Origin of the sequence: Geoalkalibacter ferrihydriticus DSM 17813 (assembly GCF_000820505.1) — a bacterium.
Classification (GTDB): Bacteria; Desulfobacterota; Desulfuromonadia; order Desulfuromonadales; family Geoalkalibacteraceae; genus Geoalkalibacter; species Geoalkalibacter ferrihydriticus.
The window spans coordinates 877,309-900,762 of record NZ_JWJD01000001.1 but is presented as its reverse complement, the minus strand read 5'-3'; the positions used below and the strand labels follow the sequence as shown (position 1 = coordinate 900,762).

20 protein-coding genes and 1 pseudogene are annotated in these 23,454 nt (G+C 59.9%); 18 read left to right on the top strand and 3 right to left on the bottom strand.

From position 1 onward, the window contains the following. The first annotated feature begins 3 nt into the window (after window positions 1–3). The 4 genes from GFER_RS04270 to GFER_RS18880 all read left to right on the top strand — a co-directional run bounded on the left by GFER_RS04270 (window position 4) and on the right by GFER_RS18880 (window position 3,001). On the top strand, window positions 4–249 hold the full coding sequence (locus tag GFER_RS04270) for a hypothetical protein (RefSeq protein WP_040096358.1): 246 nt from the start codon (window positions 4–6) through the stop codon (window positions 247–249). Window positions 250–381: 132 nt separating this feature from the next. Next, entirely contained in the window at window positions 382–1,635 is a 1,254-nt protein-coding gene (locus GFER_RS04265; protein WP_052445945.1) for a porin, read from the top strand. A gap of 181 nt (window positions 1,636–1,816) precedes the next feature. Beyond that, window positions 1,817–2,593: a C40 family peptidase gene (locus GFER_RS04260; RefSeq protein ID WP_074669502.1), complete on the top strand. Its 777-nt coding sequence runs from the start codon at window positions 1,817–1,819 to the stop codon at window positions 2,591–2,593. Window positions 2,594–2,827: 234 nt separating this feature from the next. Next, the gene (locus GFER_RS18880; RefSeq protein ID WP_153304551.1) at window positions 2,828–3,001 is read left to right on the top strand and encodes a hypothetical protein; all 174 of its coding nucleotides are present in this window, start codon (window positions 2,828–2,830) and stop codon (window positions 2,999–3,001) included. Here the strand turns inward: GFER_RS18880 and GFER_RS04255 are convergent. From GFER_RS04255 to pgi, 3 genes are all read right to left on the bottom strand, one after another. Further along, window positions 2,976–4,031 carry a dihydroorotate dehydrogenase-like protein gene (locus GFER_RS04255; RefSeq protein ID WP_040096356.1) on the bottom strand — a complete coding sequence of 352 codons (1,056 nt, stop codon included), beginning with the start codon at window positions 4,029–4,031 and terminating at the stop codon, window positions 2,976–2,978. The two genes, GFER_RS18880 and GFER_RS04255, sit on opposite strands and share 26 nt — an antisense overlap. A 230-nt stretch (window positions 4,032–4,261) precedes the next feature. Continuing rightward, window positions 4,262–5,542, bottom strand: a complete 1,281-nt coding sequence (locus GFER_RS04250; protein ID WP_040096353.1) for a RelA/SpoT domain-containing protein — start codon at window positions 5,540–5,542, stop codon at window positions 4,262–4,264. Next, window positions 5,535–7,187 (bottom strand): glucose-6-phosphate isomerase, encoded by a 1,653-nt coding sequence (gene pgi / locus GFER_RS04245; RefSeq protein WP_040096351.1) that lies wholly within the window; start codon window positions 7,185–7,187, stop codon window positions 5,535–5,537. Before pgi ends, GFER_RS04250 begins: the two co-directional genes overlap by 8 nt. 152 nt (window positions 7,188–7,339) lie before the next feature. Between pgi and GFER_RS04240 the strand changes: the two genes are divergently transcribed. From GFER_RS04240 to atpD, 14 genes and pseudogenes are all read left to right on the top strand, one after another. Next, window positions 7,340–9,883 (top strand): helicase C-terminal domain-containing protein, encoded by a 2,544-nt coding sequence (locus tag GFER_RS04240; protein WP_040096349.1) that lies wholly within the window; start codon window positions 7,340–7,342, stop codon window positions 9,881–9,883. After that, window positions 9,883–10,329: an NfeD family protein gene (locus tag GFER_RS04235; protein ID WP_040096347.1), complete on the top strand. Its 447-nt coding sequence runs from the start codon at window positions 9,883–9,885 to the stop codon at window positions 10,327–10,329. Before GFER_RS04240 ends, GFER_RS04235 begins: the two co-directional genes overlap by 1 nt. Continuing rightward, entirely contained in the window at window positions 10,326–12,680 is a 2,355-nt protein-coding gene (locus tag GFER_RS04230) for an SLC13 family permease (RefSeq protein WP_040096345.1), read from the top strand. Before GFER_RS04235 ends, GFER_RS04230 begins: the two co-directional genes overlap by 4 nt. A 107-nt stretch (window positions 12,681–12,787) precedes the next feature. Then, entirely contained in the window at window positions 12,788–13,147 is a 360-nt protein-coding gene (locus GFER_RS04225; protein WP_040096343.1) for a PilZ domain-containing protein, read from the top strand. Between the two features lie 113 nt (window positions 13,148–13,260). Next, on the top strand, window positions 13,261–13,962 hold the full coding sequence (locus GFER_RS04220; RefSeq protein WP_052445944.1) for a CAAX prenyl protease-related protein: 702 nt from the start codon (window positions 13,261–13,263) through the stop codon (window positions 13,960–13,962). Window positions 13,963–14,165: 203 nt separating this feature from the next. After that, window positions 14,166–16,316, top strand: coding sequence for a carboxy terminal-processing peptidase (locus GFER_RS04215; protein ID WP_082047832.1), 2,151 nt, complete (start codon window positions 14,166–14,168; stop codon window positions 16,314–16,316). 380 nt (window positions 16,317–16,696) lie between these two features. Beyond that, complete coding sequence (locus GFER_RS04210) at window positions 16,697–16,930, top strand: hypothetical protein (RefSeq protein WP_040096341.1); 234 nt, start codon at window positions 16,697–16,699, stop codon at window positions 16,928–16,930. Between the two features lie 145 nt (window positions 16,931–17,075). Next, entirely contained in the window at window positions 17,076–17,792 is a 717-nt protein-coding gene (locus tag GFER_RS04205) for a TIGR02266 family protein (RefSeq protein ID WP_040096338.1), read from the top strand. Between the two features lie 174 nt (window positions 17,793–17,966). Beyond that, window positions 17,967–18,392: an ATP synthase F0 subunit B gene (locus GFER_RS04200; RefSeq protein ID WP_040096336.1), complete on the top strand. Its 426-nt coding sequence runs from the start codon at window positions 17,967–17,969 to the stop codon at window positions 18,390–18,392. Between the two features lie 4 nt (window positions 18,393–18,396). Beyond that, the gene (locus tag GFER_RS04195; protein ID WP_040096334.1) at window positions 18,397–18,996 is read left to right on the top strand and encodes a F0F1 ATP synthase subunit B family protein; all 600 of its coding nucleotides are present in this window, start codon (window positions 18,397–18,399) and stop codon (window positions 18,994–18,996) included. After that, on the top strand, window positions 18,993–19,535 hold the full coding sequence (gene atpH / locus GFER_RS04190) for an ATP synthase F1 subunit delta (protein ID WP_040096331.1): 543 nt from the start codon (window positions 18,993–18,995) through the stop codon (window positions 19,533–19,535). Before GFER_RS04195 ends, atpH begins: the two co-directional genes overlap by 4 nt. Before the next feature lie 9 nt (window positions 19,536–19,544). Further along, window positions 19,545–21,055 (top strand): annotated as a pseudogene (gene atpA, locus GFER_RS04185) (F0F1 ATP synthase subunit alpha). A 25-nt stretch (window positions 21,056–21,080) separates the two neighbouring features. Then, complete coding sequence (gene atpG, locus GFER_RS04180; RefSeq protein ID WP_040096329.1) at window positions 21,081–21,947, top strand: ATP synthase F1 subunit gamma; 867 nt, start codon at window positions 21,081–21,083, stop codon at window positions 21,945–21,947. Between the two features lie 50 nt (window positions 21,948–21,997). After that, the gene (gene atpD / locus GFER_RS04175; RefSeq protein WP_040096326.1) at window positions 21,998–23,404 is read left to right on the top strand and encodes a F0F1 ATP synthase subunit beta; all 1,407 of its coding nucleotides are present in this window, start codon (window positions 21,998–22,000) and stop codon (window positions 23,402–23,404) included. Window positions 23,405–23,454: the final 50 nt, after the last annotated feature.

Sequence of the window (23,454 nt, the reverse complement as noted above, 5' to 3'; positions counted from 1 at the left end):
AAAATGCTTGCCCTCAGTCTCAACGACCCGGCCCCCCTTGAAGTAAGCCTAAGCCCTGACTGCCCCTTCCTGTGCGATGTGACATGCACTTGCAAGGCGTCCTTTTCAACCCTGCCCCTCGATGCGCGCAAATGCCGCGACCTGTGTCGCTCCGAGGATTTCGACGACTGCGCCCTGTTTCTCTCGCGACTGCTGCGCCGCAATCGCCCCAGTTGCGGCCTCGACCCCTGGACCATGCACGACAAATAGCAGCGACGTGAAACACTCATCAAAATCTCAAAGAGCCCTAACCCCAGCCCAACATCAGGCGGATTAAATCCGCTCTGTTTTGCCGACGCCGCATAGCGGCTTTATTTCAGCAAGTCAACAGGAGGACCACCCATGAAGAAGACGTTTGTCGCGGCCCTGATCGCGGCCACCACCCTGAGCTTCGGCCTGCCCGCCGAGGCCAAAACCCTGGAGGAAATTCTCAGAGACAAAGGCATCATCTCCGCCGAGGACTACCAGGAAGCGGTCAAGAAAAACGATTTGGCTTACTATCGCCCGGGCCGCGGTATCACGGTCGAGAGCCGCGACGGCAATTACACCGCCCACCTCGGCGGCCGCCTGCAGGTGCGCTACACCTACACCGACAAGGATGAACCGGGTGCCGAAAACAGCAGCAACTTCAACATCCAGCGTATGCGCGTCTCCATGCGCGGTAACGTCTACAATCCCAACCTCTATTACCAGTGGCAGCACGATTTCGGCGGCGGGGGCGGCTCTTCCCTCAAGGACGCCGTGCTCGGCTACAAGTTCATGGACGAGCTGAGCCTACAGGCCGGTCAGTTCAAGGCCCCCACCAGCCGCCAGCAGCTCACCTCCTCGGGCAGCCAGATGTTCGTCGACCGCTCCCTGGCCGACGGGTTCTTCAACCTCGGCCGCGACCGCGGCATCCTGGCCAAGGGCGCCTTTTCCGACAACCTGGTCGAGTACATGGCCGGGGTGTTCAACGGCAACGGCGAGAACCGCTCCAATCCCGAGAACAACCACCTCTGGGCCCTGCGCGTCGACATCAACCCCTTGGGCCGCTTCGCCATGGACGAACCGAGCTTCAACGAAACCAAGCCCCTGCTCAACCTCGGCGCCTCCATCGCGACCACGTCCTTGAGTGCTGCGGACAGAAACAGCGTCAATAGTGGCCTGTTGTCCAACGGTGTCAATGTGAACAACATCTATCGTATGGACGACGATGGCAATTTAATTAATTTTACAAATTCCAACGATGTCGATGTGTGGACCGCCACCCTCAATGCCCACTTCAAGTGGATGGGACTCTCGACCGCAGCCGAATACTACTTCGCCAACATCGATCCCGACGGAGCCTCCGACTGGGACGCCGACGGCTACTACCTCCAAGCCGGCTACCAGATCGTCCCCGAGACCTTCGAACTCGCCCTGCGCTACTCGGCCGTCGACTCCACCGACGCCCAGGCCCTGACCAAGTTCGACCAGAACCAGTTCCAGATCGCCGCCGGCTATTATTACAAAAAGCACCGCGCCAAGATCCAGGCCGACTACACCATCCACAAGGACGATCTGCGCGACAACCGCGACGACAACATCTTGCGCCTCCAAGCCCAGGTCATCTTCTAAACGTCTCGACATCCCCCCGCACGACCTCTGCCTCCACATCCTGTGGGCCGGCCCGGAAACGGGCCGGCATTTTTTTTGAGGGGGCTGAAACGGATGTTTAAACAGCGCGGTGGTTGAGAATTTTCAGGGATGATGCTAGAAAGGTTGGAATTCAGCGAGCGATTCACACGGAAAATCCATCATGTATCTAAGAACCTTCGGCATCCTGGGGCTGCTGCTGAGCCTGCTCATCACCGGTTGCACGAGTACGCGCGCGCCGCAACCCGATGCCCTCGCCGATTTGATCCCGGTCCAGACCGGCGTGCCGCAGGCCCTGCATGAGATGGGGTATGCCGTGCAGGTGGGCGCCTTTGCCTCCATCGACAATGCCGCACGCCTCGAAGCCGGCCTCAACCGCCGGGGCATCGACGCTTTTTACTTTCTCGAAGACGGTCTCTACAAGGTGCGCTTCGGCAACCACGCCAGCTACCAGGCGGCCCGCGAACAGGCCCGGCAGATGCAGGTCCAGGGACTGGTCGAGGATTTTTTCATCGTCCTGCCGAGCGATTACTCCGCGGCGCAGATTCGTCGCAGCGGCCAAGGGGATCTGCGCGCCGAACTGGTGCGCACCGCCCACCAGTTCATCGGCGTGCCCTATCGTTGGGGCGGCACTTCCGCGCAGGGCGGTTTTGATTGCAGTGGCCTGACTCTGGTGTGTTATCGCCTCAACGGCCTGGATCTGCCGCGCGTCTCCGCCAACCAGTTCGCCGCCGGCCGCCCCGTCCCCCGCAGTCGCCTGCAAAAAGGCGATCTGGTGTTTTTTGCCACCAATCGTCCCAATCAGGTCTCCCACGTCGGTATCTACATCGGCGACGACCGTTTCATCCATGCGCCGCGCAGCGGCCAGCACGTGCGCGTGGAGCGCCTTTCCAACAGTTATTTCCAGCGCACCTTCATGGGTGCCCGCACCTACCTGTAACCAATCGACGACAGCCGCCCAATCCCCTCCTGAGCCGCGCCCCGTCCTCCTATGCGCTGCACCTCGGCCGCACACGCCCGGCCCGATGACGTCTCAGGGTGACAGATGCGCCCAGGGGGAAAGTATCTCCAGCCGCCCCGCATCGGCTATCTTGTTGTCTCAAGGCCGTTTTTCTTCTCTGGCGCGGGTCTTGCTGAGCCCTTGCTCAACGCATCCAGACAAGGAGGAGCACAAATGATCGTCGAAATCGACGCACGGGAACAGGAGCTGATCCATTATTTTCGGGGACTTACGTCTTTCAACCAGCAACGCTTGATGAGCATCGCCGGCACGGCTTACGAGAACCGCCAACGCGCCTTGGCCGTACAGGAAGGCTCAACGCCTATTCAATGCCGACAAAAAGCTTGATGTACTGCAGGCGTTCATGGTCTTCGGGCTGGTCGCTGCGCTTTTGGCTGAGACGACCGCGAAAATCGTCCAAGCGCTCGAACCCGCGCTCCTGCATCCAGGCGCTGATTTCGCGCAGGATCTCGTCGATGCGACCCAGGCCGTTGCTATAGAGTGTCGAGCAGAGTTGCAGCACATCGGCCCCGGCGAGCAGTTGCTTGACGGCGTCCCTGCCGTCGTGGATACCCGTGGTGGCGGCGAGATGAGCGTCGACCCGCCCGGCGAGCAGGGACATCCAGCGCAGGGGGGTGTGCAGTTCGGCCGAGGTGCTGTAGGGGTTGCCTGCGGTTGTGCTCATTTTTTCAATATCGATATCGAACTGATAATACCGATTGAACAGCACCAGGGCATCGGCTCCACGCCAGCGAGTGTTTTTCGTGGTGCTGCCGGGCCCGCACCAGCCTACACTGAATTCGCGGCCTTCCATCACATCGCTGCACAGCTTCCTGGCGAAATGCGCCAAGGATGAAAAATAAGGGCCGATTTTAACCGCCACGGGAATCCGGACCCGCGACTTGACGTCGTGGACAATACGCAGATAAAGCTCCTCCACGGCACTGGCCGGTTGACTAACGGTAGCGGGCAGGAGTGCGATGTTGAGTTCGAGGGCATCGGCACCGGCTGCTTCAAGCTTGCGGGCATAATCCGCCCAGCCCTTGTCCGTGTGGCAGTTGAGGCTGGCGATAACCGGCACCGGCACCGCCCGCTTGGCATCTTCGACCAAGCGGAGATATTCCTGCGGCCCCAACTCGGCGCCATAGCCTTGCAGATATTCACTGGCCTCGGTATGCCCGGCATAGTCGGCATAACCGCTCAGGGCGGCGGTTTCGGCTTCAATCTGCTCTTCAAACAGGGACTTGAGCACCACAGCGCCCGCGCCCGCGTTCGCGCAGCGCTTGACCCCGTCGACACTGCCCGTCAGGCTGCTGCTGGCGACAATCAGGGGGTTGGACAGGGCCAAACCCATATAGGTGGTGGATAAATCAGGCATTTTCGCCCTCCTCTCGGTATAACCTGGATGCGTGAGATCCGGGTAAAATAAAAGCAACGATGCAACGCTAAAATCCCACTGAAAATCTCTCGTAACGATTCAGATGCAGCGTCCGACAGTAGCGCGGGGAGCGGCGGTTGAGTGCTGCGGCAAATGTTTGAGCCGTAGGCGAGTTTTTGCCCCGCGATGCCGCCGTACCCTGCGATGCAGGCCGAACAGTTGCAATCGCTCTAAAACATATCCTGGCGAATGGCTTGGGCGAGTTGGCGGGCGGGAGCGAAATCGCTCTTGAAACTCAACGCTTTTTCGCAATCGGCCAGCGCCCGCGTCAACAGCCCCATCTCGTAGCAGGTCTGGGCACGCCCCCAGTAGCCGTCGAGCCCCGCCGGCGCGAGCCTCACGGCTTGCTCATAATCTTTGAGGGACTGCTCCAGACGCCCCAGCAGGCGGTTGCACAGACCGCGGTTGAAAAAGGTGCGGGGATTTCCCGCGTCGAATCGCAGCGACTGAGAAAAATCCTGCAACGCCTGGCGATAGTCGCCGACCACAAAACGCGCCATACCGCGATGGTTATAAACCAGAGCACGAATCTTGGGGGCGAGTTTCATCTCCAGAATCTGGCCGTAAAGCCCAATGGCTTGATTCAGCTCGCCTCGGCTGTGAGCATCGAGAGCACTCAGCATGGCTTTTTCCAGACGCCCCCCGGCGGCGCCGACAACGCTGGCCAAGGGCAGCGCAGGATCATCTCCCGCCCCGTGCGCTTCATCCGCGCCTTGCCGCGGGCACAGCCACCCTGGTGCGTTCAAGGGTATCTCCAGGGTGGTGCGGCGCAGCTCGTCGCGCTTGCGAATCTCTTTTTGAAAATCGCGAATTTCCTGAAACATCAGATCCGAGAGCGTGAGAATGGCATTGAGGGCGGCGAGCTTGCGCTTGACGGATTCCTTGGGCAAGGCGATGGGCGACTTGTAAACCAGTTCGTGTTCGACCTCGGCCCAGGCGTCCTGCAAGGTGGTGCGTAACTGAATTTCGCAGACGTTGCGGGCGCCGGACAGTTGGAGACGCTCCTGCCCTTCGAGGCGAATGAGCAGGTGCACCGAATCGTAGCCGAACTCGCGAAAGGAGTGCTGGGCGCCTTTGCGCTCGACTTCGACGATGGGAAAGTTATCCGCGATCAAGCGCTCTATAGCCTCGATGTCCTCAAGAAAGGGGCAGATGATGCGCAGCCCCAACAGATCGGAAATGGGGGGCAAATTGCTGCTGTTGCCGACACGCTCGGCGCGATGGAGCTTTTCGTAGAAATTCTCGAAGCGCTTGAGCCGGTATTTGATGGTCGGATTGTAGCCGTGGCGTTCAAGCAGCGCGCGGACTCGGCGATAGATGCTCAGCAGCGTCTCTTCCCAGCGGCTGCAATGAATCTCATACTGTGCCCGCAGCTGCGCAGAAGACAAAGGCGCGCAGAACGCTGCCGCGCTTTTTGGGGGAGAATTAAGCCCAGTGTCTTTGTCAGACATCACGCCGCCATTGCTTGCAGAGTTCAATCAGGGCGCTGGTTGAGCTGTCGTGCGCGCCGGGGACGCTCGCTCCCTGTAATTCGGGTAGAATCGCGCGCGCCAGTTGCTTGCCCAGCTCAACACCCCATTGATCGAAGGAATTAATGTCCCAGATGGCGCCCTGCACAAACACCTTGTGTTCGTAGAGAGCGATAAGCATGCCGAGGGTGCGGGGAGTAAGCTTGCGGTACAGCAGGGAATTGCTCGGACGGTTACCGGGAAACACCTTGTGCGGCACCAGACTTTCAATGGCTTCGGGCGATTTGCCCTCCGCAGCCAGTTCTTCACGAACCTCCGCCGCGCTTTTGCCGCGCATCAGCGCTTCGGTCTGGGCCAGGAAGTTGGACAGCAGGATGGGGTGATGCTCGCCCAGAGGGTTGTGACTGAGCGCCCCGGCAAGAAAATCGCAGGGAATAAGCCGGGTGCCCTGATGAATCAACTGGTAAAAGGCGTGCTGGCCGTTGGTGCCGGGCTCACCCCAGATAACGGGGCCGGTGGCGTAATCAACCGTTTCGCCGGCGAGGGTCACACGTTTGCCGTTGCTTTCCATGTCGCCCTGCTGGAAATAGGCGGGGAAGCGGTGCAGGTACTGCTCGTAGGGAAGAATGGCATGGGACTCGGCGCCGAAGAAATCCGTGTACCAGATTCCCAGCAGGCCCATGAGCACCGGAATATTGGCGGCAAAAGGCGCGCAGCGGAAGTGCTCATCCACCGCAAAGGCACCCTCCAGAAGTTCTTCAAAGCGTTCAAATCCCACCGCCAGGGCGATGGATGTGCCGATGGCGGACCACAGAGAATAACGCCCCCCGACCCAGTCCCAGAATTCAAACATGTTCTCCGCATCGATACCGAACTCCACGACCTTGGCGGTATTGGTGGAGAGGGCGACGAAATGCCGCGCCACCGCCTGTTCATCGCCCAGGGCGGCAAGCAGCCAGGCACGCGCCGAAGTGGCGTTGGCCAGGGTTTCCTGAGTGGTGAAGGTTTTTGAAGCGACGATAAACAGCGTGGTCTCGGCATCAAGCCCCCTGAGGGTTTCGGCCAAATGTGTGGCATCGACGTTGGAGACGAAATGCACGGCCAGGCCGGGATCGGAGTAATGTTTGAGGGCCTCGCACACCATGAGCGGCCCGAGATCGGATCCGCCGATGCCGATGTTGACCACCGCGCGGATCGGTTTGCCGGTGAAGCCGCGCCACGCCTGGGTTCGCACTTGTCGGGAGAAGTCGCGCATTTTCTCCAACACGGCTTTGATACCCGGCATCACGTCTTCGCCGTCCACATGAATGGGCCGGTCGGCGCGATTGCGCAGGGCCGTGTGCAGCACGGCACGATCCTCGGTGCGGTTGATCTTCTCGCCGGCGAACATCGCATCGATTTTCTCACGCAGTCCGGTCTCCTCGGCCAGGCGCAGAAGCAGTTGCAGGGTTTGTCCGGTCATGCGGTTCTTGGAATAGTCGAAGAGCAGTTCATCTTCGAAAAGCACAGAGAAGCGGTGAAAGCGTTGGGAGTCCTGCGCAAAAAGATCTCGCAAATGCAGCCGGCACACCTCATCGTAGTGGGCGCTCAGTGCCTTCCAGGCCGGCAGTTGAGTGGGACGCGGCATAATATCCTCCTTTTTTCATGGCAATTTATCCATCTATTATACCCGAACCGACCGAATTAACCGAACCTCCGGGCACGAAGCTCTCGGCCGTCCTTCCTTTTTGCCCGACCCTCCCCTATAATACGGCTTTCTCGCGGAGACTTCGAACCTTTATGGAACAATTTTTTACGTCAGGCGCCCAGGCTCTCATGCGCCGGGCCATCGCCGAGGCGCACGGCAACGAGGTGTTTTTCCTCGGGCACACCGACGAGGCGCGACGCGTGGTGCATGTCGAAGTGCTGGCGCGCGGCAACGCGCAGGCCGTTCCTGCCATTCTCGCCGCCTGCAGCTTCGGCGACGTGGTCATCCACAATCATCCCTCCGGCAGACTGCAACCCTCGGCGGCCGACATCGACATCGCCTCGCATCTCGGCGGACTTGGCGTGGGTTTCTATATCGTCGACAACCCGGTGACCGATCTCTATCGGGTGGTGGAGGCCTTCGCCGCGCCGCGCCGCCAACATCTCGATCCGGCACGCATTGCCGCGATCCTCGGCACCGACGGCGTGGTGGCGCGCACCCTGGCGGGCTGGGAGGAACGGCCCGAACAGTTGCGCATGGCCTTTGCCGTGGGCGAAGCCTTCAACCAGGACCAGATCGCCCTCATCGAAGCGGGCACCGGAACGGGCAAAAGCCTGGCCTATCTGGTACCGGCGATCCTCTGGGCGCTAGCCAACGAGGAACGGGTGGTCATTTCGACCAACACCATCAATCTGCAGGAACAGCTGATCCGCAAGGACATCCCTTTTCTGCAACGAGCCACCGGCCTGGAGATTCGCGCGGTGCTGGTCAAAGGGCGCGGCAACTATCTGTGCCTGCGCCGCACCGAAGGCGCCGTGGCCGAGCCGGGTCTTTTCGACGATGCGGAAGGCGGCGAATTACAGGCCATTCTGACCTGGGCGCAGACCACGCGCGACGGCTCGCGCGAAGAGTTGTCCTTCATTCCTCGTGACACCGTCTGGGATGAAGTGCGCTGCGAGCTTGACCAGTGCGCCCGGGTGCGCTGTCCCCATTACGGCCGCTGCTTTTTTCACCGCGCGCGCCGCGCGGCTGCGGCGGCTGACCTGCTGGTGGTCAACCACGCCCTGCTGCTCTCCGATCTGGCCCTGCGCCGCCAGACCGACAATTACAGCGCCGCTGCGGTGTTGCCCCCTTTTGAACGCATCATCCTCGATGAAGCCCATCATCTGGAGGATGTCGCCACCCAGCATTTTTCCTCACAGATTACTCGCTTCACCTTTTCGCGCCTGCTCGGGCGCCTGCAGCATCCGCGCAAACCCGACAAGGGATTGCTGTCGCGCTTTGTCGCAATGCTCGCCCGTGAGCTGCCCGACACGGAAGATGTACTCTACCGCGATCTGTATGGCCGCGTCGAGAATCTACTGGCCGGGCGCCAGGCGCTGCTCGACGAGGCAATCGCGACCCTGGATGAAGCGGGCCGCGCCCTGGCCGCGGATGCCGGCCGAGAAATCCGCAGCGGCGAAGAGTTCAAGGTGCGCCTCATCGAAACCTTTACCCAAGGTGCGCTCTGGGCGGATCTGGCGCGCGACATTCGCACCCTGGCGCGCAACAGCGCCGCCCTGGCCGGGCAACTCCGCGCCCTGCTCAAGGCCTGCGGCGCACTTTCCGAAGAGGTGGCCGATAAGCTGCTCGCCCCCCTGGTCGACCTGCGCGGCTGCACCGCGCGGCTGGAAGCCGTCGCCGCCGACCTCGCCCTGTTTACCGACGAAGACCCACAGAGCTGCGCCTGGTTTGAAGTGACCCGGCGGCGCATCGGCTTCGGCGAAGCCATCGTCACCCGCCTCTGCCGCTCCCCCCTGGAGGTCGCCGAAAGCCTCAAGGAAGCCGTTTATGAGCGCTTTCGTACGCTGGTCATGACCAGTGCGACCCTGGCGGTTGGCGATTCCTTTGCTTACTTCCGCACCCGCACCGGCCTTGATGCGGTGGCTGAGCAGCGCCGCCGCGAACTGCTGCTGCCCTCCCCCTTTGATTATTCTCGACAGACCCTGGTGGCGGTGCCCACGGATCTGCCCGAGCCCGGACGCCCCGGATTTGCCGAGGAGGTGCGCGACATGGTGGAACGCTGCGTGCTCGCCGCCGACGGCCGCACCTTCGTGCTGTTCACCGCCTACAGCCTGCTGCGTCGGGTGCATGGCGAACTTGCGCCGATACTCGGGGCGCGCGGCTACCAATGCCTGCGCCAGGGCGAGGTCAATCGTCACAAGCTGCTCAAGCAATTCGCCGCCGACCCCACCAGCGTGCTTTTTGCGACCGATTCCTTCTGGGAGGGGGTCGATGTGCCCGGGCGCGCCCTGGAACAGGTGATCATCACCCGTCTGCCTTTTCGCGTGCCCACCGAACCGGTTCTCGAAGCGCGCGCCGAGGCCATCGCCGCGCGCGGTGGCGATCCCTTCATGACCTACACCGTGCCCCAGGCAGTGATCCGCTTCAAGCAGGGCTTCGGCCGCCTCATCCGCCATCGCGAGGATCGCGGGGTGGTGTTGATTCTCGACAGTCGCGTGGTAAAAAAAGGTTATGGTCGCATCTTTCTGCGCTCGCTGCCGGAAGCGCGACTGCTGACCGCACCGCGGACCGAAGTGGCGGCGGAAATAGCGCAGTTCTTCAACCCCGTGAGCAGCATTGAACCGGCAACCTGATGAAACAGGCAAAACCTCCACTGCGCGCCGCGCCGCGCCGCACCTGGACGCTGCGGATCCTCATGCGCTACGCGGTCCTGCAGATCCCGGCGCTGGCTCTGTTGACGGCGGGAATGCTGCTGGTCGGCCACTGGTGGGATCTGCCGGCGGTGCTGCCGTGGCTGATCATCGGCGGCTGGCTGCTTAAGGATGTTCTACTGTTTCCCCTGGTATGGCGCTCCTATGATCCCGATCCACAGCCACACGGCAACACCCTGATCGGATGTGAGGGCGAGGTGGTGCGCGCTTTAACGCCCCAAGGCATGGTCCGGGTTCACGACGAACTGTGGCAAGCGCGCCTTAAGGACCAGGGAGACTGCCTGCCCAGCGGTCGGCGCGTGCTGGTCAGCGCCATGGAAGGGCTCACCCTGATCGTGGACGAAGCACCCGGCGAGAAGCCCTCATGACCACCGCCATGGTGCTCGCCCTAGCGATTCTGGCCGTCACCCTGGTGTTGCTCATCAGCGGGCGCGTCCCCGCGGAAGTGGTCGCCCTGCTGGTATTGGGCACCCTTCCGGTGGTCGGCCTGATCACTCCAACCGAGGCCATCGCCGGGTTCAGCAGCCCGGCGGTCGTCACCCTGGGAGCCATCTTTATCCTGAGCGGCGGCCTCACCCGCACCGGCGTCGGCGACCTGCTCGGCGCTCAGATGCTGCGCGTCGCCGGACATGGCGAAGCCGCCCTGGTCGCGGTGATTATGACCACCGCCGCCCTTCTCTCGGCGATCATGAACAATGTCGCCGTCGCGGCTCTGATGCTGCCGGTGGTCATGGACATTGCACGCAAAAGCGGCAATGCCCCTTCGCGCCTGCTCATGCCCTTGGCCTACGGCGCCTTGCTCGGGGGCCTAATGACCCAGATCGGCACCCCGCCCAACATTCTCATCAGCGTCGCCATGGAGGAGCACGGTCGCCCCGGCTTCGGCATGTTCGACTTCACCCCGGTGGGCGGCGCAATCTTGCTTGCCGGCATCGCCTTTATGACTCTCATCGGGCGCCACCTGCTGCCTCGCCGTGATCCGGCCGGGGCGTCGCGAACAACCGAGGTCAATTTGCGCGACCGCTATGATCTGCGCGAACGCATGTTTCTCATGCGCATCCCCCCCTTCTCGGACATCTCCGGCAAAAGCCTCGCCCAGTGTCGCTTCGGTCCGGCGCTGGGCCTCTCAGTGCTGGAAATTCTGCGCGACGGCCGCACTCTCATGGCGCCGGGACCCGACACCGTCGTCCACAGCGGCGACCGGCTGGTGGTGCAGGGGCGCCTGGAACGCATGGAAGAGTTGCGCGGCTGGCGCAACCTGGCCGTGGAGCAGGAGGGCTGCGGGGCCGACCAGTTGATTTCCGAGGATATCGGCATTGCCCGGATGATACTTGCGGAGAACGCCGACCTGATCGGCATGAGCCTGCGCGAGGCGCGATTTTTTCATCGTTTCGGCGTCAACCTTCTCAGTGCCCTGCGCGGGACTTCCGCTCAGCCGCAAAGCCTGGGGGATTACTGCTTTGCCGCCGAGGACACCCTGCTTGTGCAAGGACCCCGACAAACCCTCAAGGAACTGGCGCAGAATCCCATTTTCACCCAGTTCGCGGTTCTGGAACGAAGCGAGCTTGCCGGCCACCGAGAACTACAGCACAACCTTCTCACTCTCAGGCTCAGCGCTTCGGGCGGCCTTGCAGGGCGCACCCTGCACGATTGCGCCCTGGGCGATGCCCTGGGCCTGCGGGTCGTCGGGATCCTGCGCGACCAGCAACACATTTTGCTGCCCTCTCCCGAAGCAACCCTGGAGGTCGACGACCGCCTCGCCGTGACCGGCCGACGTGCCGACCTGCTGCTGCTCCAGGGCCTTGAAGGCCTTGACGTGCAACATCAACTCGCGCCCGAGGAAACCGACCTGGAGACCACCGATGTAGGCCTTATGGAAGTGGTGCTTTCCCCGCATTCGCGGCTGGCGGGCAAAACCCTGCGCGACCTTCATTTTCGTGAAAAATTCGGTCTTAGCGTCATCGCTTTGTGGCGTACTGGTCGCGCTTATCGCTCGGGCCTGCGCGACCTGCCACTGAATTTCGGAGACGCCCTGCTCGTTTACGGCTCGCGCGACCGCTTCTCCCAGTTGGCCCGCGACAGCGATTTTCTAGTGCTGACCCAAGACGTTCAGGAGCCTCCCCGGCGCGACCGCCTCGGCAGATCCCTGGCGATTCTGGCGGCGGTGCTGATCCCGGTTCTTCTCGGCTGGCTACCCATCTATATTGCCGCGCTGCTGGGCGCTTCGGCCATGATCCTCAGCGGCTGCCTGACCATGAACGAGGCTTACCGCGCCATTGAATGGAGGGCCATTCTTCTCATTGCCGGGTTGCTGCCTTTGGGCACGGCTCTCGAGCAGAGCGGAGCGGCACACCTTCTCGCCGAAATCCTGACGGCAGGCACCGCACCCTTTGGCCCTAAAGCGCTGCTTGCGGCCCTGATTTTTTTTACCGCCGTCGGCACCTGTTTTCTGCCGCCCGCGGCCCTGGTGGTGTTGCTGGTTCCCATCGTTTTCAGCATCGCCGCGCCCACCGGCACATCCCCCGAAGCTCTGACCATGGGCGTCGCCATGGCATCGGCGAGCCTCATGTCACCCTTTTCCCACGCGGCCAACATATTAATCATGGGCCCCGGCGGCTACCGCTTCAGCGACTATCTCAAAGTCGGCATTCCCTTGACCCTGGTGGTCTTGGCGACCATCCTGCTGATTCTGCCGCTGGTGTGGCCCTTGCGGGCATAAGGGTGGGTCTGCGTCGCTGACGCGCAAAGACAACAATAAAGTTGACGGATAAGGTGGATTTAATTACATTCAACAAAGACACTATCCTGAGAGCAGAGGAGCATCCCATGACCCAGAATAGCGCGGATAAGCGTTCCCAAAAACGCCGCAACACCATCTATTATCTGGAAGTCTATGATCTGGAGTCAGGACGGCTGTTGGGGCGACTGGTCGACATTACCGTTGAAGGCATGATGCTGATCAGCGAAACGCCCATCGCTCCCGATCGGACCTATAAATGCCGCATGTCGCTGCCCGCCGAGATTCTCGGTCGCAGCAATATTCTCTTCGATGCGACCTGCATGTGGAGCCGCAAAGCCCGCAACGACGACTTTTTCGAGGCCGGCTTTCGCTCACTGATCGCCGATCCCGGCGATATCGATGCCATTGAAATGCTCATCCAGCGCTTTGCCTTCAACGATATGTGAGCGCTGCTGGAACCTTCCCTGACATTTTATCCGTCGGGCCGGGACAAACCGGCCTCTGCCTGGTAACATATTTTCCGGCACCGTATTCGTTGATTCCTTTTGTCGGATTTTCCATGACCTCATCCGTAACTACCAGCGGCCGCCGCGCGCTCTTTGATCACATCGCCCCTTTTGTCGCCTGGCTGGTGCTCATGGAGCTGCTGCCACGCACGGCTTGGGCCTACGCGGTGCGCGCCGCGGTATGTCTGTCCCTGGTTCTGTGGTGTCGCCCCTGGCGCTACTATCCACGCCCCGACCCACGCCACCTGCCCCTGGCCGCGGCGGTCGGCGCACTGGTCTGCGTGCTCTGGATTCTTCCGGAACTGGCTCTGTGGCAATCCTGGCCCGCCGTCGAGCAATTCTACCGGCAATGGGGCATCATGCCGCCCTGGTCGGCCCACCCGCCCGTGGCGGACAGCCCCTACGCCCCTTCGGCGGCGGGCTGGCCCCTGACTCTGGCACGCCTGCTCGGCTCGGCGCTGGTGATTGCCGCCATCGAGGAATTTTTTTGGCGCGGCTTTCTCTATCGCTGGCTCATCGAGCGCGAGTTCCTCAAGGTCGATCCAGGACGCTACCTGGCCTGGGCCTTCTGGCTTACCGTTGTGCTCTTCGGCCTTGAGCACGATCGCTGGCTGGTGGGCATGATGGCAGGCGCCGCCTACGGCTGGCTCTATCTTCGCACCCGCGACCTGTGGGCGCCAATTTGCGCCCATGTGGTCACCAATCTGCTACTGGGCCTTTATGTCCTTTCCGCCGGGGCCTGGGATTTCTGGTGAGGGGGAAAATCGCGACCGGTCCGCCTCCGGCGATCTTGCATTTTTGACTTTTCCCTGACTTTTGCCGGCGCCCCCTTGCTCAAAATGCTCCGCCTGTGGTTAAATTATCCATGCACGCCGCTGCGCCGCAGCCGGCGCTTCATCCCCACCGGGGCGTCGCGGCTCTGATCCGTGGCCGTCCCCTCTAAAGGTTGCCGAGTCTTATGCCTATTCTCAAAAAACTGCTAATTCCTCTGCTGGTTCTGCTTCTTCTCTCCCCCGGCCTGGCTACCGCGGTTCCCGCCGATCCCGGCGACTACGATCTAAACCGGGCGCGCCTGCTGAGCTTCGTGCTGCGCCAGCAATTGGTGTCTCAACACTACAGCCATAAGGGCCTGGATGACGAGCTATCCGTGGCGGCCTTCGGTCTCTACCTCAAGCAGCTCGATTTCCAGAAACGCTTCCTGCTCAAAGAGGACGTGACGCGGCTTCGTGCCTATGAAAAGAAAATCGATGACGAAATCGCCACCAGTCGCCTTGAGCTGCCGCTGCTGGCGGCGGAACTCATGGACAAGCGAGTACGCCAGGCACAGCGCATGCTGCCCGAAATTCTTGAGGCCGGGTTCGATTTCACGCGCGAAGAAACCATCGAAACCGACCCGGAAAATCTTGACTTCTCAAAAAACACCGAAGAGTTGCGCGAGCGCTGGCGTAAAATTCTCAAGCACCAGGTTCTCAACCGCCTGTTGATCATGGAAGAAGACGAGCTGGCTAAACCCGAAGGAGATGAGCGAAAAAACACTGAAGCATTGATCCAGGCCGCGGTTGAGCGCGTCGGCAAAAGTCAGGAGCAGATGTTCAACCGCATGCTCGAAGATAGTCGACAGGACCATATCGATCGTTATTTCAATGCCGTGGCCCGTGCCTTTGACCCACACTCCAACTATTTGCCGCCGACCAGCAAGGAAGATTTCGACATCAGCATGCGCGGCTCGCTCGAAGGCATCGGCGCAACCCTGCGCGAAGAAGACGGTTTCATCAAGGTGGTGCGCATTATTCCCGGCAGCGCCGCCTACCGCCAAGGCCAGCTTGAAGCCGAAGACACCATTCTGGCAGTGGCCGAGGGCGCCAACGAACCTGTCGACGTCGTCGACCTGCGGTTGCGCGACGCGGTCAGCCTGATCCGCGGCCAAAAGGGCACCGAGGTGCGCCTGACGGTGCGCAAGCCCGACGGCCGCCAAATGATCGTTGCCATCACCCGCGATGTGGTTCAGATCGAGGAAACGTTTGTGCGCTCGGCACTGCTGCCGCCGGAAGAAGACGGCCGGCACTTCGGCTACATAAAGATTCCCACATTTTATCGCGACTTTGAAGGAGGCCCTAAAGGCACCGGGCGCAACTCCACCGACGACATGCGCCAGGAACTGATCCGCCTCAATGAAAAAGGTATCAGCGGCTTGGTTCTGGATCTGCGCAACAACGGCGGCGGTGCGCTGACGGATGCGGTTTCCATCGCCGGATTGTTTATCAAGGAAGGCCCCATTGTGCAGGTTCGCGCCGGCGACGGCCGCATGGAAACCCTCTCTGATCGCAGCCGCGACATCGTCTACGACGGTCCGCTGGTGGTTCTGGTCAACAAGTTCAGCGCTTCGGCCTCGGAAATTCTCGCCGGGGCACTCCAGGATTACGGCCGTGCGGTGGTGATCGGCAGCAAGTATACCCACGGCAAAGGCACGGTGCAGGCGGTCGTCGACCTTGACCGCAGCCTGCCCTTTCCCAACATGGACCGCTACCGCCCCCTGGGAGCCATCAAGGTCACCATTCAGAAGTTCTACCGGATCAGCGGCGAATCGACCCAATACCGCGGCGTGGTTCCCGACATCATTCTACCCGACCGCCTGCAGCACATCGAAAGCGGCGAGAAATATCTGGATTATTCCCTGCCTTGGGACCAGGTTGACGCCACCCGCTTCGATCCTTGGCCCGAGATACCACCCATCGACAAACTACGCCGTGCCAGCCTCGAGCGTGTTGCCGGCAATGAGGATTTTATGTCCATTGCCGAGGACGCTGAGCGTGCCGAAGCACGGATGAAGCAGAGCGCCATGCCGCTCAACCTTGCCGAAGCGCGTCAAGCCCGCCGGGAACTGATCCAGGCGCGCGAGGAAAACGCCGCGCACGATCATGCCATGGGTATCGAGGAACCGGCAGAGCCGGGACTCAGCAGCGAAGAGCGCCATCAGCGCTGGGCAAAAAATGCCGCCGAAGATCCTTATGTCGGCGAGGCCCAGGCCATCTTGCGTGACCTGATTCGGGTGCTGACCCCGACGGCGACCACGGCAGGTCAGGTACCGGCAAAGTTTTTGCCCAACTGATCTTTGTCCGGCACCAGAGCTATGAGATAAATTTTTTTCCTGTATAGAATCCTTATACACGCGCAGGAAGCATTTTTACCTAATAATTACGGCGCAGTACCCGGGGCAGACAGCATTTTAAGTGCGTCTGCCCCGCTCCTTTCTGTATTAAAAAAATATTTTTCTTTTCGCCCATCCACCCCCCCCAGGGCACACAAAAAAATTTTCAGCTGTTTTTTCGATGCCTTAGGCGCAAGAGGCAGCGATCTTACGCATTTGGCACGCCCCATGCTAAAGCATTAAACCAAAGGGTCGCGGCTCCCGAAAGTAAATCGAGGGGGGCCGGATCAACCAACCACCGACGCTTGCTTCAAACAGCGCGCAGCAACAAGGAGGTCAGCATGAACGGACTCAGAACCCTTACGGCAACCCTCGCAATCTTTCTGACCAGCGCAGCTCCCGCGTTCGCCGCCGGCACCCGCGCCGACCACAGCGGCTTGGTGGTCTGGACATTTCTCGGGTTCTGCGGACTGATTCTGGTGGCGCAACTGATCCCCGCCTTGCTGCTCGTTCTCGGCCTGGTCCGCGGAACGGTCGCGTATCGCCCAAGCCCAGAGACAAACAGCAACAACTGACCCCCCGCTTTTTTATGGCAACGGCCCGGTCGCCCGATCGGGCCATTTTTTTACCTCGGGAAATTTGGACACTTGAATTCCCTCCTGTAATCCTGTATCAATATGCACCGCCATCCGCACCCAATCCCTTTCGGGGAGCGCTATCATGCAGCCGACCAAAATCCTGCTCGCCGCACCAGCACCCCAACTGACCCATTGGCGAACAAGCCTGTTGCCGTCTTCGAGTCTCTCCTTTCTGACTGCGGGCGACAGTGATGAAGCCCTGGTCTTGGCACGCTCCGAGCAGCCGCGCCTGGCGGTGATCGATTACCGGCTTGAACCTGAGAATGGACCATCCCTTTGTCGTCGCCTTCGCTCTTATCACTGGCTGAAAGACCTTCCGGTCATCATGCTGATGCCTGACAGCATTGAGGGCCCTGAGGGCCCACAGGATCCGCTCCGGCAGCGGGAATGTCAGAAGACTCTACCCAGCTCGGCAACCAGCGCCATGCTGCTCGACGTAATTCTTGAAATCCTCGCTCTTCGTCCCCTCATTTCGCGGGCGCCGCGCGTGCCGCAGCGCTTGCCGCTACGTTTTGCCCGTACGGAAAAGCTCAATCACCGAGGCTTTACCCTTGATCTGAGCACAGGCGGCCTTTACCTGCAAACCGATACGCTCTACACTACCGGGACCCATATGCATATAGAATTCATCCTTCCCGGGACCCTTCAGCCACTTCGCGGACGCGCCCGGGTGGCATGGACCAACCGCATTCACGCAGTGTCCAAACCCCTCTATCCGCAGGGGATGGGCCTTCAATTTACCGACCTGGACGCACACTGGTCCCAGGCGATCGCGGCATTTGTTCGCGAATCGGTCTAAGAGAGCGCCCTGGAAGATTGGCGAAAAGAACCTTGACAAGCCAAAAAGGCTTATGTTAGCTATTGCCTGTTTCGCTCCACCCCGGTTTAACGCTCAGGCCACACTTTGTATACTGTATGCAGTTCCGCAGGTTAACGGATTCCGAATAAAAGCTTTGAAAAACGAGGTATCTCGGTGATTGATTTCGATTGGACGTTCTTCTTACAGCTTGCGAACTTTCTCCTTCTCATTTTCATCTTGAATGTTCTCCTGTTCAAGCCCTTGTCGCGCATCATGAATGAGCGTAAACAGGCCACTGAAGGAGGACACCAGCGCGCGCGCGACTTGGAAGAGCAGATTCAAGCCAAGATGGCCGCCTACCGGGAGCAGCTCCAAGCGGCCAAAGCCAAGGCCGCCGAGGAGCGCGCGTCCTTGCGCGCCGCCGCCGGCGAAGAAGAGGCTCGCATTCTCGGCGAGGCTCACGAAAAGGCGGCGAATCAACTTAAAACTATTCGCAACCAGGTTGATCAGGAAGCTGCGTCCGCCCGCAAGAATCTGCGCGACGGCGCCGGGAAACTGGCCCAGCAGGTGGCCTCCAAAGTTCTAGGCAGGAGTCTGTAATTCCATGGCTAAACGATTTTTCCGCACCACGGCCACCGCAATTCCGGCACTGGTCATTCTCCTTATGACCACGACCCTGGCGTTTGCGGCCGGCGACTACCACCACGACGCCGCTACTTTGCTCAAGGACTTTCTTTATCGGGTTCTGAACTTTGCAGTGCTGATCGCCATTCTAGCCTTTTTCATCACCCGGCCCCTGAAAAAGGCGCTGGCCGGGCGTCGGGAAACCCTCGCCAAGGAGTTGGAGGAGGCACAGAAGGCCCGCGATACCGCCGAGGCAAAATTTGCCGAGTATGATCGCAAGCTGCAGGACGCTACTGCGGAAATTGAGCAACTCCAAGCGGAGATTCGCCGCGAGGGGGAGCTGGAGCGCGATAAAATCCTCGCCAATGCGCGCAATATGGCTGAGAAAATGGCGCAGGACGCTGAAAACGCCGCAGCGCAGGAAGTTGCCAAGGCGCGTCGCCAGTTGCGCCAGGAAGCCGCTGCCCTCGCCATTTCTCTGGCTCGGGATCTGTTGAAGAAGAACTTCAACGAAGCTGACCAAAAGCGGCTGGTCGATGAATACATGGAGAAAATGCAGAAGGTGGGAGAATTAAGTTGAGCCTCAGCGCGATTTCAAAAAGATACGCCCGTGCCCTCGTTCAGTTGGGCACCGAGCAGAACAAGGTAGAGGAATTTGCCGGCGAACTGGACAAGGTTCTGGCCGCATTCGCGGCCGAAAAGAACCTGCGAATGGTTCTCGAAAGCCCCTCCTTTCCCTACCGCAAACGCTCGGCGATCCTTGCCGCCCTCGGCGAAAAGCTCGGCTTGTCCCAGGGCATGAAAAACTTTCTCGGCCTGCTTCTGGAGAAACACCGCCTGCGGTATATCTCCCAGATTGCGGAGCACTACCAGCAACTCGCCGATGAACTTTCGGGAACCCTGCGAGCCCAACTGACGTCTGCCGTCAAGCTCGACGCGGCGCAGACCTTGGTCATCCGCACCGGTCTGCAACAGCAGACGGGGAAAAAGATCATCTTGGATACCCGGGTCGATCCTGCCCTGCTCGGCGGTCTCAAAGCCGAATTTGGTGGTCGGATCTTCGATGGCAGCCTCAGCACGCAGTTGAAACGATTTGAAGATAAATTAACGAAGGGGTGAGAAGGGCTTATGCAAATCAAAGCGGAAGAAATCAGCGCGATCATCAAAAAGCAGATTGAGAATTTCGGTCGCGAGGTCGAAGTCAGCGAAACCGGCACCGTCATCAGCATTGGCGACGGCATCGCCCGCATTCACGGGCTGGACAAAGCCATGGCCGGCGAACTTCTGGTCTTTCCCGGTGATACCATGGGCATGGTTCTCAACCTCGAGGAAGACAACGTCGGTGCGGCGATCTTTGGTGATTTTGAGCACATCAAGGAAGGCTCAACGGTTAAGCGCACCGAAAAAATCGTGCAGGTACCTGTCGGCGAAGCGCTCATCGGGCGCGTGGTCAACGGCATCGGGATTCCCATCGATGGCAAAGGCGACATCAGCACCGACCAGTTTCGCAAGGTCGAGGTCAAGGCGCCCGGCATTGTCGCACGTAAGTCCGTTCATGAGCCGCTACAGACCGGACTCAAAGCTATCGACTCGATGGTCCCCATCGGTCGCGGCCAGCGCGAACTGATCATTGGCGACCGCCAGACCGGCAAAACCGCTGTTGCTGTCGACACCATCATCAATCAGAAGGGCCAGGATTGCGTCTGTATTTATGTCGCTATCGGCCAGAAACGCTCCACCGTAGCCCAGGTTGTGGATAAGCTCAACCAGCACGGTGCCATGGACTACACCATCGTTGTCGCCGCGACGGCTTCCGAACCCGCACCGCTGCAGTTCATCGCGCCCTATACCGGTGTCACCATCGGCGAGTATTTCCGCGACAACGCCAAGCACGCCCTGATCATCTACGATGATCTTTCCAAACAAGCCACTGCTTATCGCCAGNCTCTCTGCTGCTGCGCCGTCCGCCAGGACGTGAGGCATACCCCGGCGACGTTTTCTATCTCCATAGCCGCTTGCTGGAACGCGCCGCGAAGCTCAACGATGACCTCGGGGCCGGTTCACTCACCGCTCTGCCCATTATTGAGACCCAGGCCGGCGATGTATCAGCGTATATCCCGACCAACGTTATCTCCATCACCGACGGCCAGATTTTTCTTGAAACCGACCTGTTCTACTCCGGGGTGCGTCCGGCGATCAACGTCGGTCTCTCGGTATCGCGCGTCGGCGGTTCGGCCCAGATCAAAGCGATGAAGCAGGTTGCCGGCACTCTGCGCCTGGCCCTGGCTCAGTATCGCGAAATGGCCGCCTTTGCTCAGTTCGGCTCGGACCTTGACGCCGCGACCCAGCGTCAGCTCAACCGAGGTGCGCGCCTCGTCGAGGTTCTCAAACAAGGCCAGTATAAGCCGATGCCGGTAGAAAAACAGGTTCTCATCATCTTCGCTGCGAATAACGGCTATCTCGATGAGCAACCGGTCTCCGAGATTCTGCGCTATGAATCCGAGCTCACGACATTCATCGAGTCCAAGCATGCCCAGATTCTTGAGGATATCCGCACCAAAAAGGCCATCGATGCCGATCTGGAAGCACGCATCAAGTCTGCCCTCGATGAGTTCAAGGGACACTTTGTCGTTGCGTAATTCCGCAGGGAAGGTAATTTGACAGATGGCTAACCTTAAAGTAATCAAAAAGCGCATCACTTCGGTCAAGAACACGCGCCAGATCACCAAGGCCATGAAAATGGTCTCCGCGGCAAAACTGCGCCGTGCTCAGGATGCCGTTGTTTCTGCCCGACCTTATGCCGAGAAGATGTCACAGGTTCTCGCCAGCCTGGCTCTCCGGGAAGATCCCGAATCTCACCCCCTGCTGCAACAGCGCGAGAAGCACCGTGCTCTGGTCGTGCTGATGACCGGCGATCGCGGCCTGTGCGGCGGCTTCAACGTCAACATCAGCAAAATGGCCGAACGCTTTATCCGCAACAACGATGAAGGGTTCGAGCAAATCGATCTGATGATTATCGGGCGCAAGGGCAACGACTATCTCAAGCGGCGTTCCGGGCTGAACATCTACAAGGTCTACGAGAACCTCAGCGGGTCCATTTCCTACAACACTGCGGCTTTGCTCGGCCAGGAAATTATCACCCTCTACCAGGAAGAAAAATACGATCAGGTTTATCTGGTCTATAACGCTTTCCACAGCGCCATCAGCCAGGTACCGACCCTGGTGCAGGTTCTTCCCATCGTTCCGCGTGAAGCTCAGGAAGACGAGATTCTTGTCGACTACATCTTCGAACCTTCGCGCAGCGAGGTGCTCGAGCAGATTCTTCCCAAGAACGTGGAAGTACAAATTTTTCGTTCGCTGCTCGAATCGGTCGCCTCGGAGCATGGTGCCCGCATGAGCGCCATGGACAGTGCCAGCAAGAATGCCAACGAGATGATCGGTCGGCTGACTCTGGAGTACAACCGTGCGTGCCAGGCCGCAATCACCAAAGAACTCATGGAAATCATTTCCGGGGCCGAGGCCATCAAGTAAACTAGATCAGTCTTTCACCTCAGCGGTGATATAAGGAGGAACGGTTCATCATGAATAAGGGAAAAATCAATCAGGTCATCGGTCCCGTCGTCGACGTTGAATTCGCGCCGGGCAAGCTGCCTGAAATTTACCACGCAATCAAAGTCAGCAACCCCTCGATTTCCGACCAGGAATGGAATCTCGTACTGGAGGTTTCCCAGCATCTTGGCGAGAATACCGTGCGCACCATCGCCATGGATTCAACTGAGGGTTTGGTGCGCGGACAGGAGGTCATTGACACCGGCAAGCAGATCCTCATGCCCGTCGGCGGCAAAACCCTCGGACGCATTCTCAACGTGGTCGGTGAGCCCATTGACGAAATGGGACCCGTAGGCGCCGAGCTGGAGTGGGAAATCCATCGTCCCGCGCCTGACTTTGTCAGCCAGTCGACCAAGGTTGAAGCCTTTGAGACCGGTATCAAGGTGGTTGACTTGCTGGCCCCTTATTCGCGTGGTGGAAAAATTGGTCTGTTCGGCGGCGCCGGTGTCGGCAAAACCGTTCTTATCATGGAGCTTATTCACAACATCGCCAAGCAGCACGGCGGCTTTTCCGTTTTCGCCGGGGTCGGCGAGCGTACCCGCGAGGGCAACGACCTCTGGCATGAGATGAAGGATTCCGGCGTTCTGAGCAAGGCCGCTCTGATTTACGGGCAGATGAATGAGCCCCCTGGAGCGCGCGCACGTGTCGCCCTTTCCGCCTTGACCGTAGCCGAATACTTCCGTGACGAGGAGCAGCAGGACGTTCTGCTGTTCGTCGACAATATCTTCCGCTTCACTCAGGCCGGCTCCGAAGTCTCCGCCCTTCTCGGCCGCATCCCTTCGGCGGTCGGCTACCAGCCGACCCTGGGAACGGAAATGGGTGAATTGCAGGAGCGAATCACCACCACCGACAAGGGATCGATCACTTCGGTTCAGGCTATTTACGTTCCTGCCGACGACTTGACCGACCCGGCGCCGGCAACTGCTTTTGCCCACCTGGACGCCACCACGGTGCTTTCGCGCCAGATTGCGGAACTCGGGATTTATCCGGCCGTCGACCCCCTTGACTCCACCAGCCGGATTCTCGACCCTCAGGTGATCGGTGATGAACACTACAAAGTAGCCCGTGATGTCCAGTACGTCCTGCAGCGCTACAAGGATCTGCAGGACATCATCGCCATTCTCGGTATGGACGAGTTGTCAGAGGACGACAAATTGACGGTGGCCCGGGCACGCAAAATTCAACGCTTTCTCTCCCAGCCCTTCCATGTCGCCGAGATTTTCACCGGGGCTCCCGGGAAATACGTTGAGCTTAAAGACACCATCAAGGGCTTTCAGGAAATCGTTGCGGGCATGCATGATGAGCTTCCCGAGCAGGCATTCTACCTGGTCGGCACCATCGAAGAAGCTATTGAAAAAGCCAAGAAACTGGCTGCCTGATTTTCAGCAATGTGAAGCAGGTGGGGGACACGTTCTCCCGCCTTTCTCCA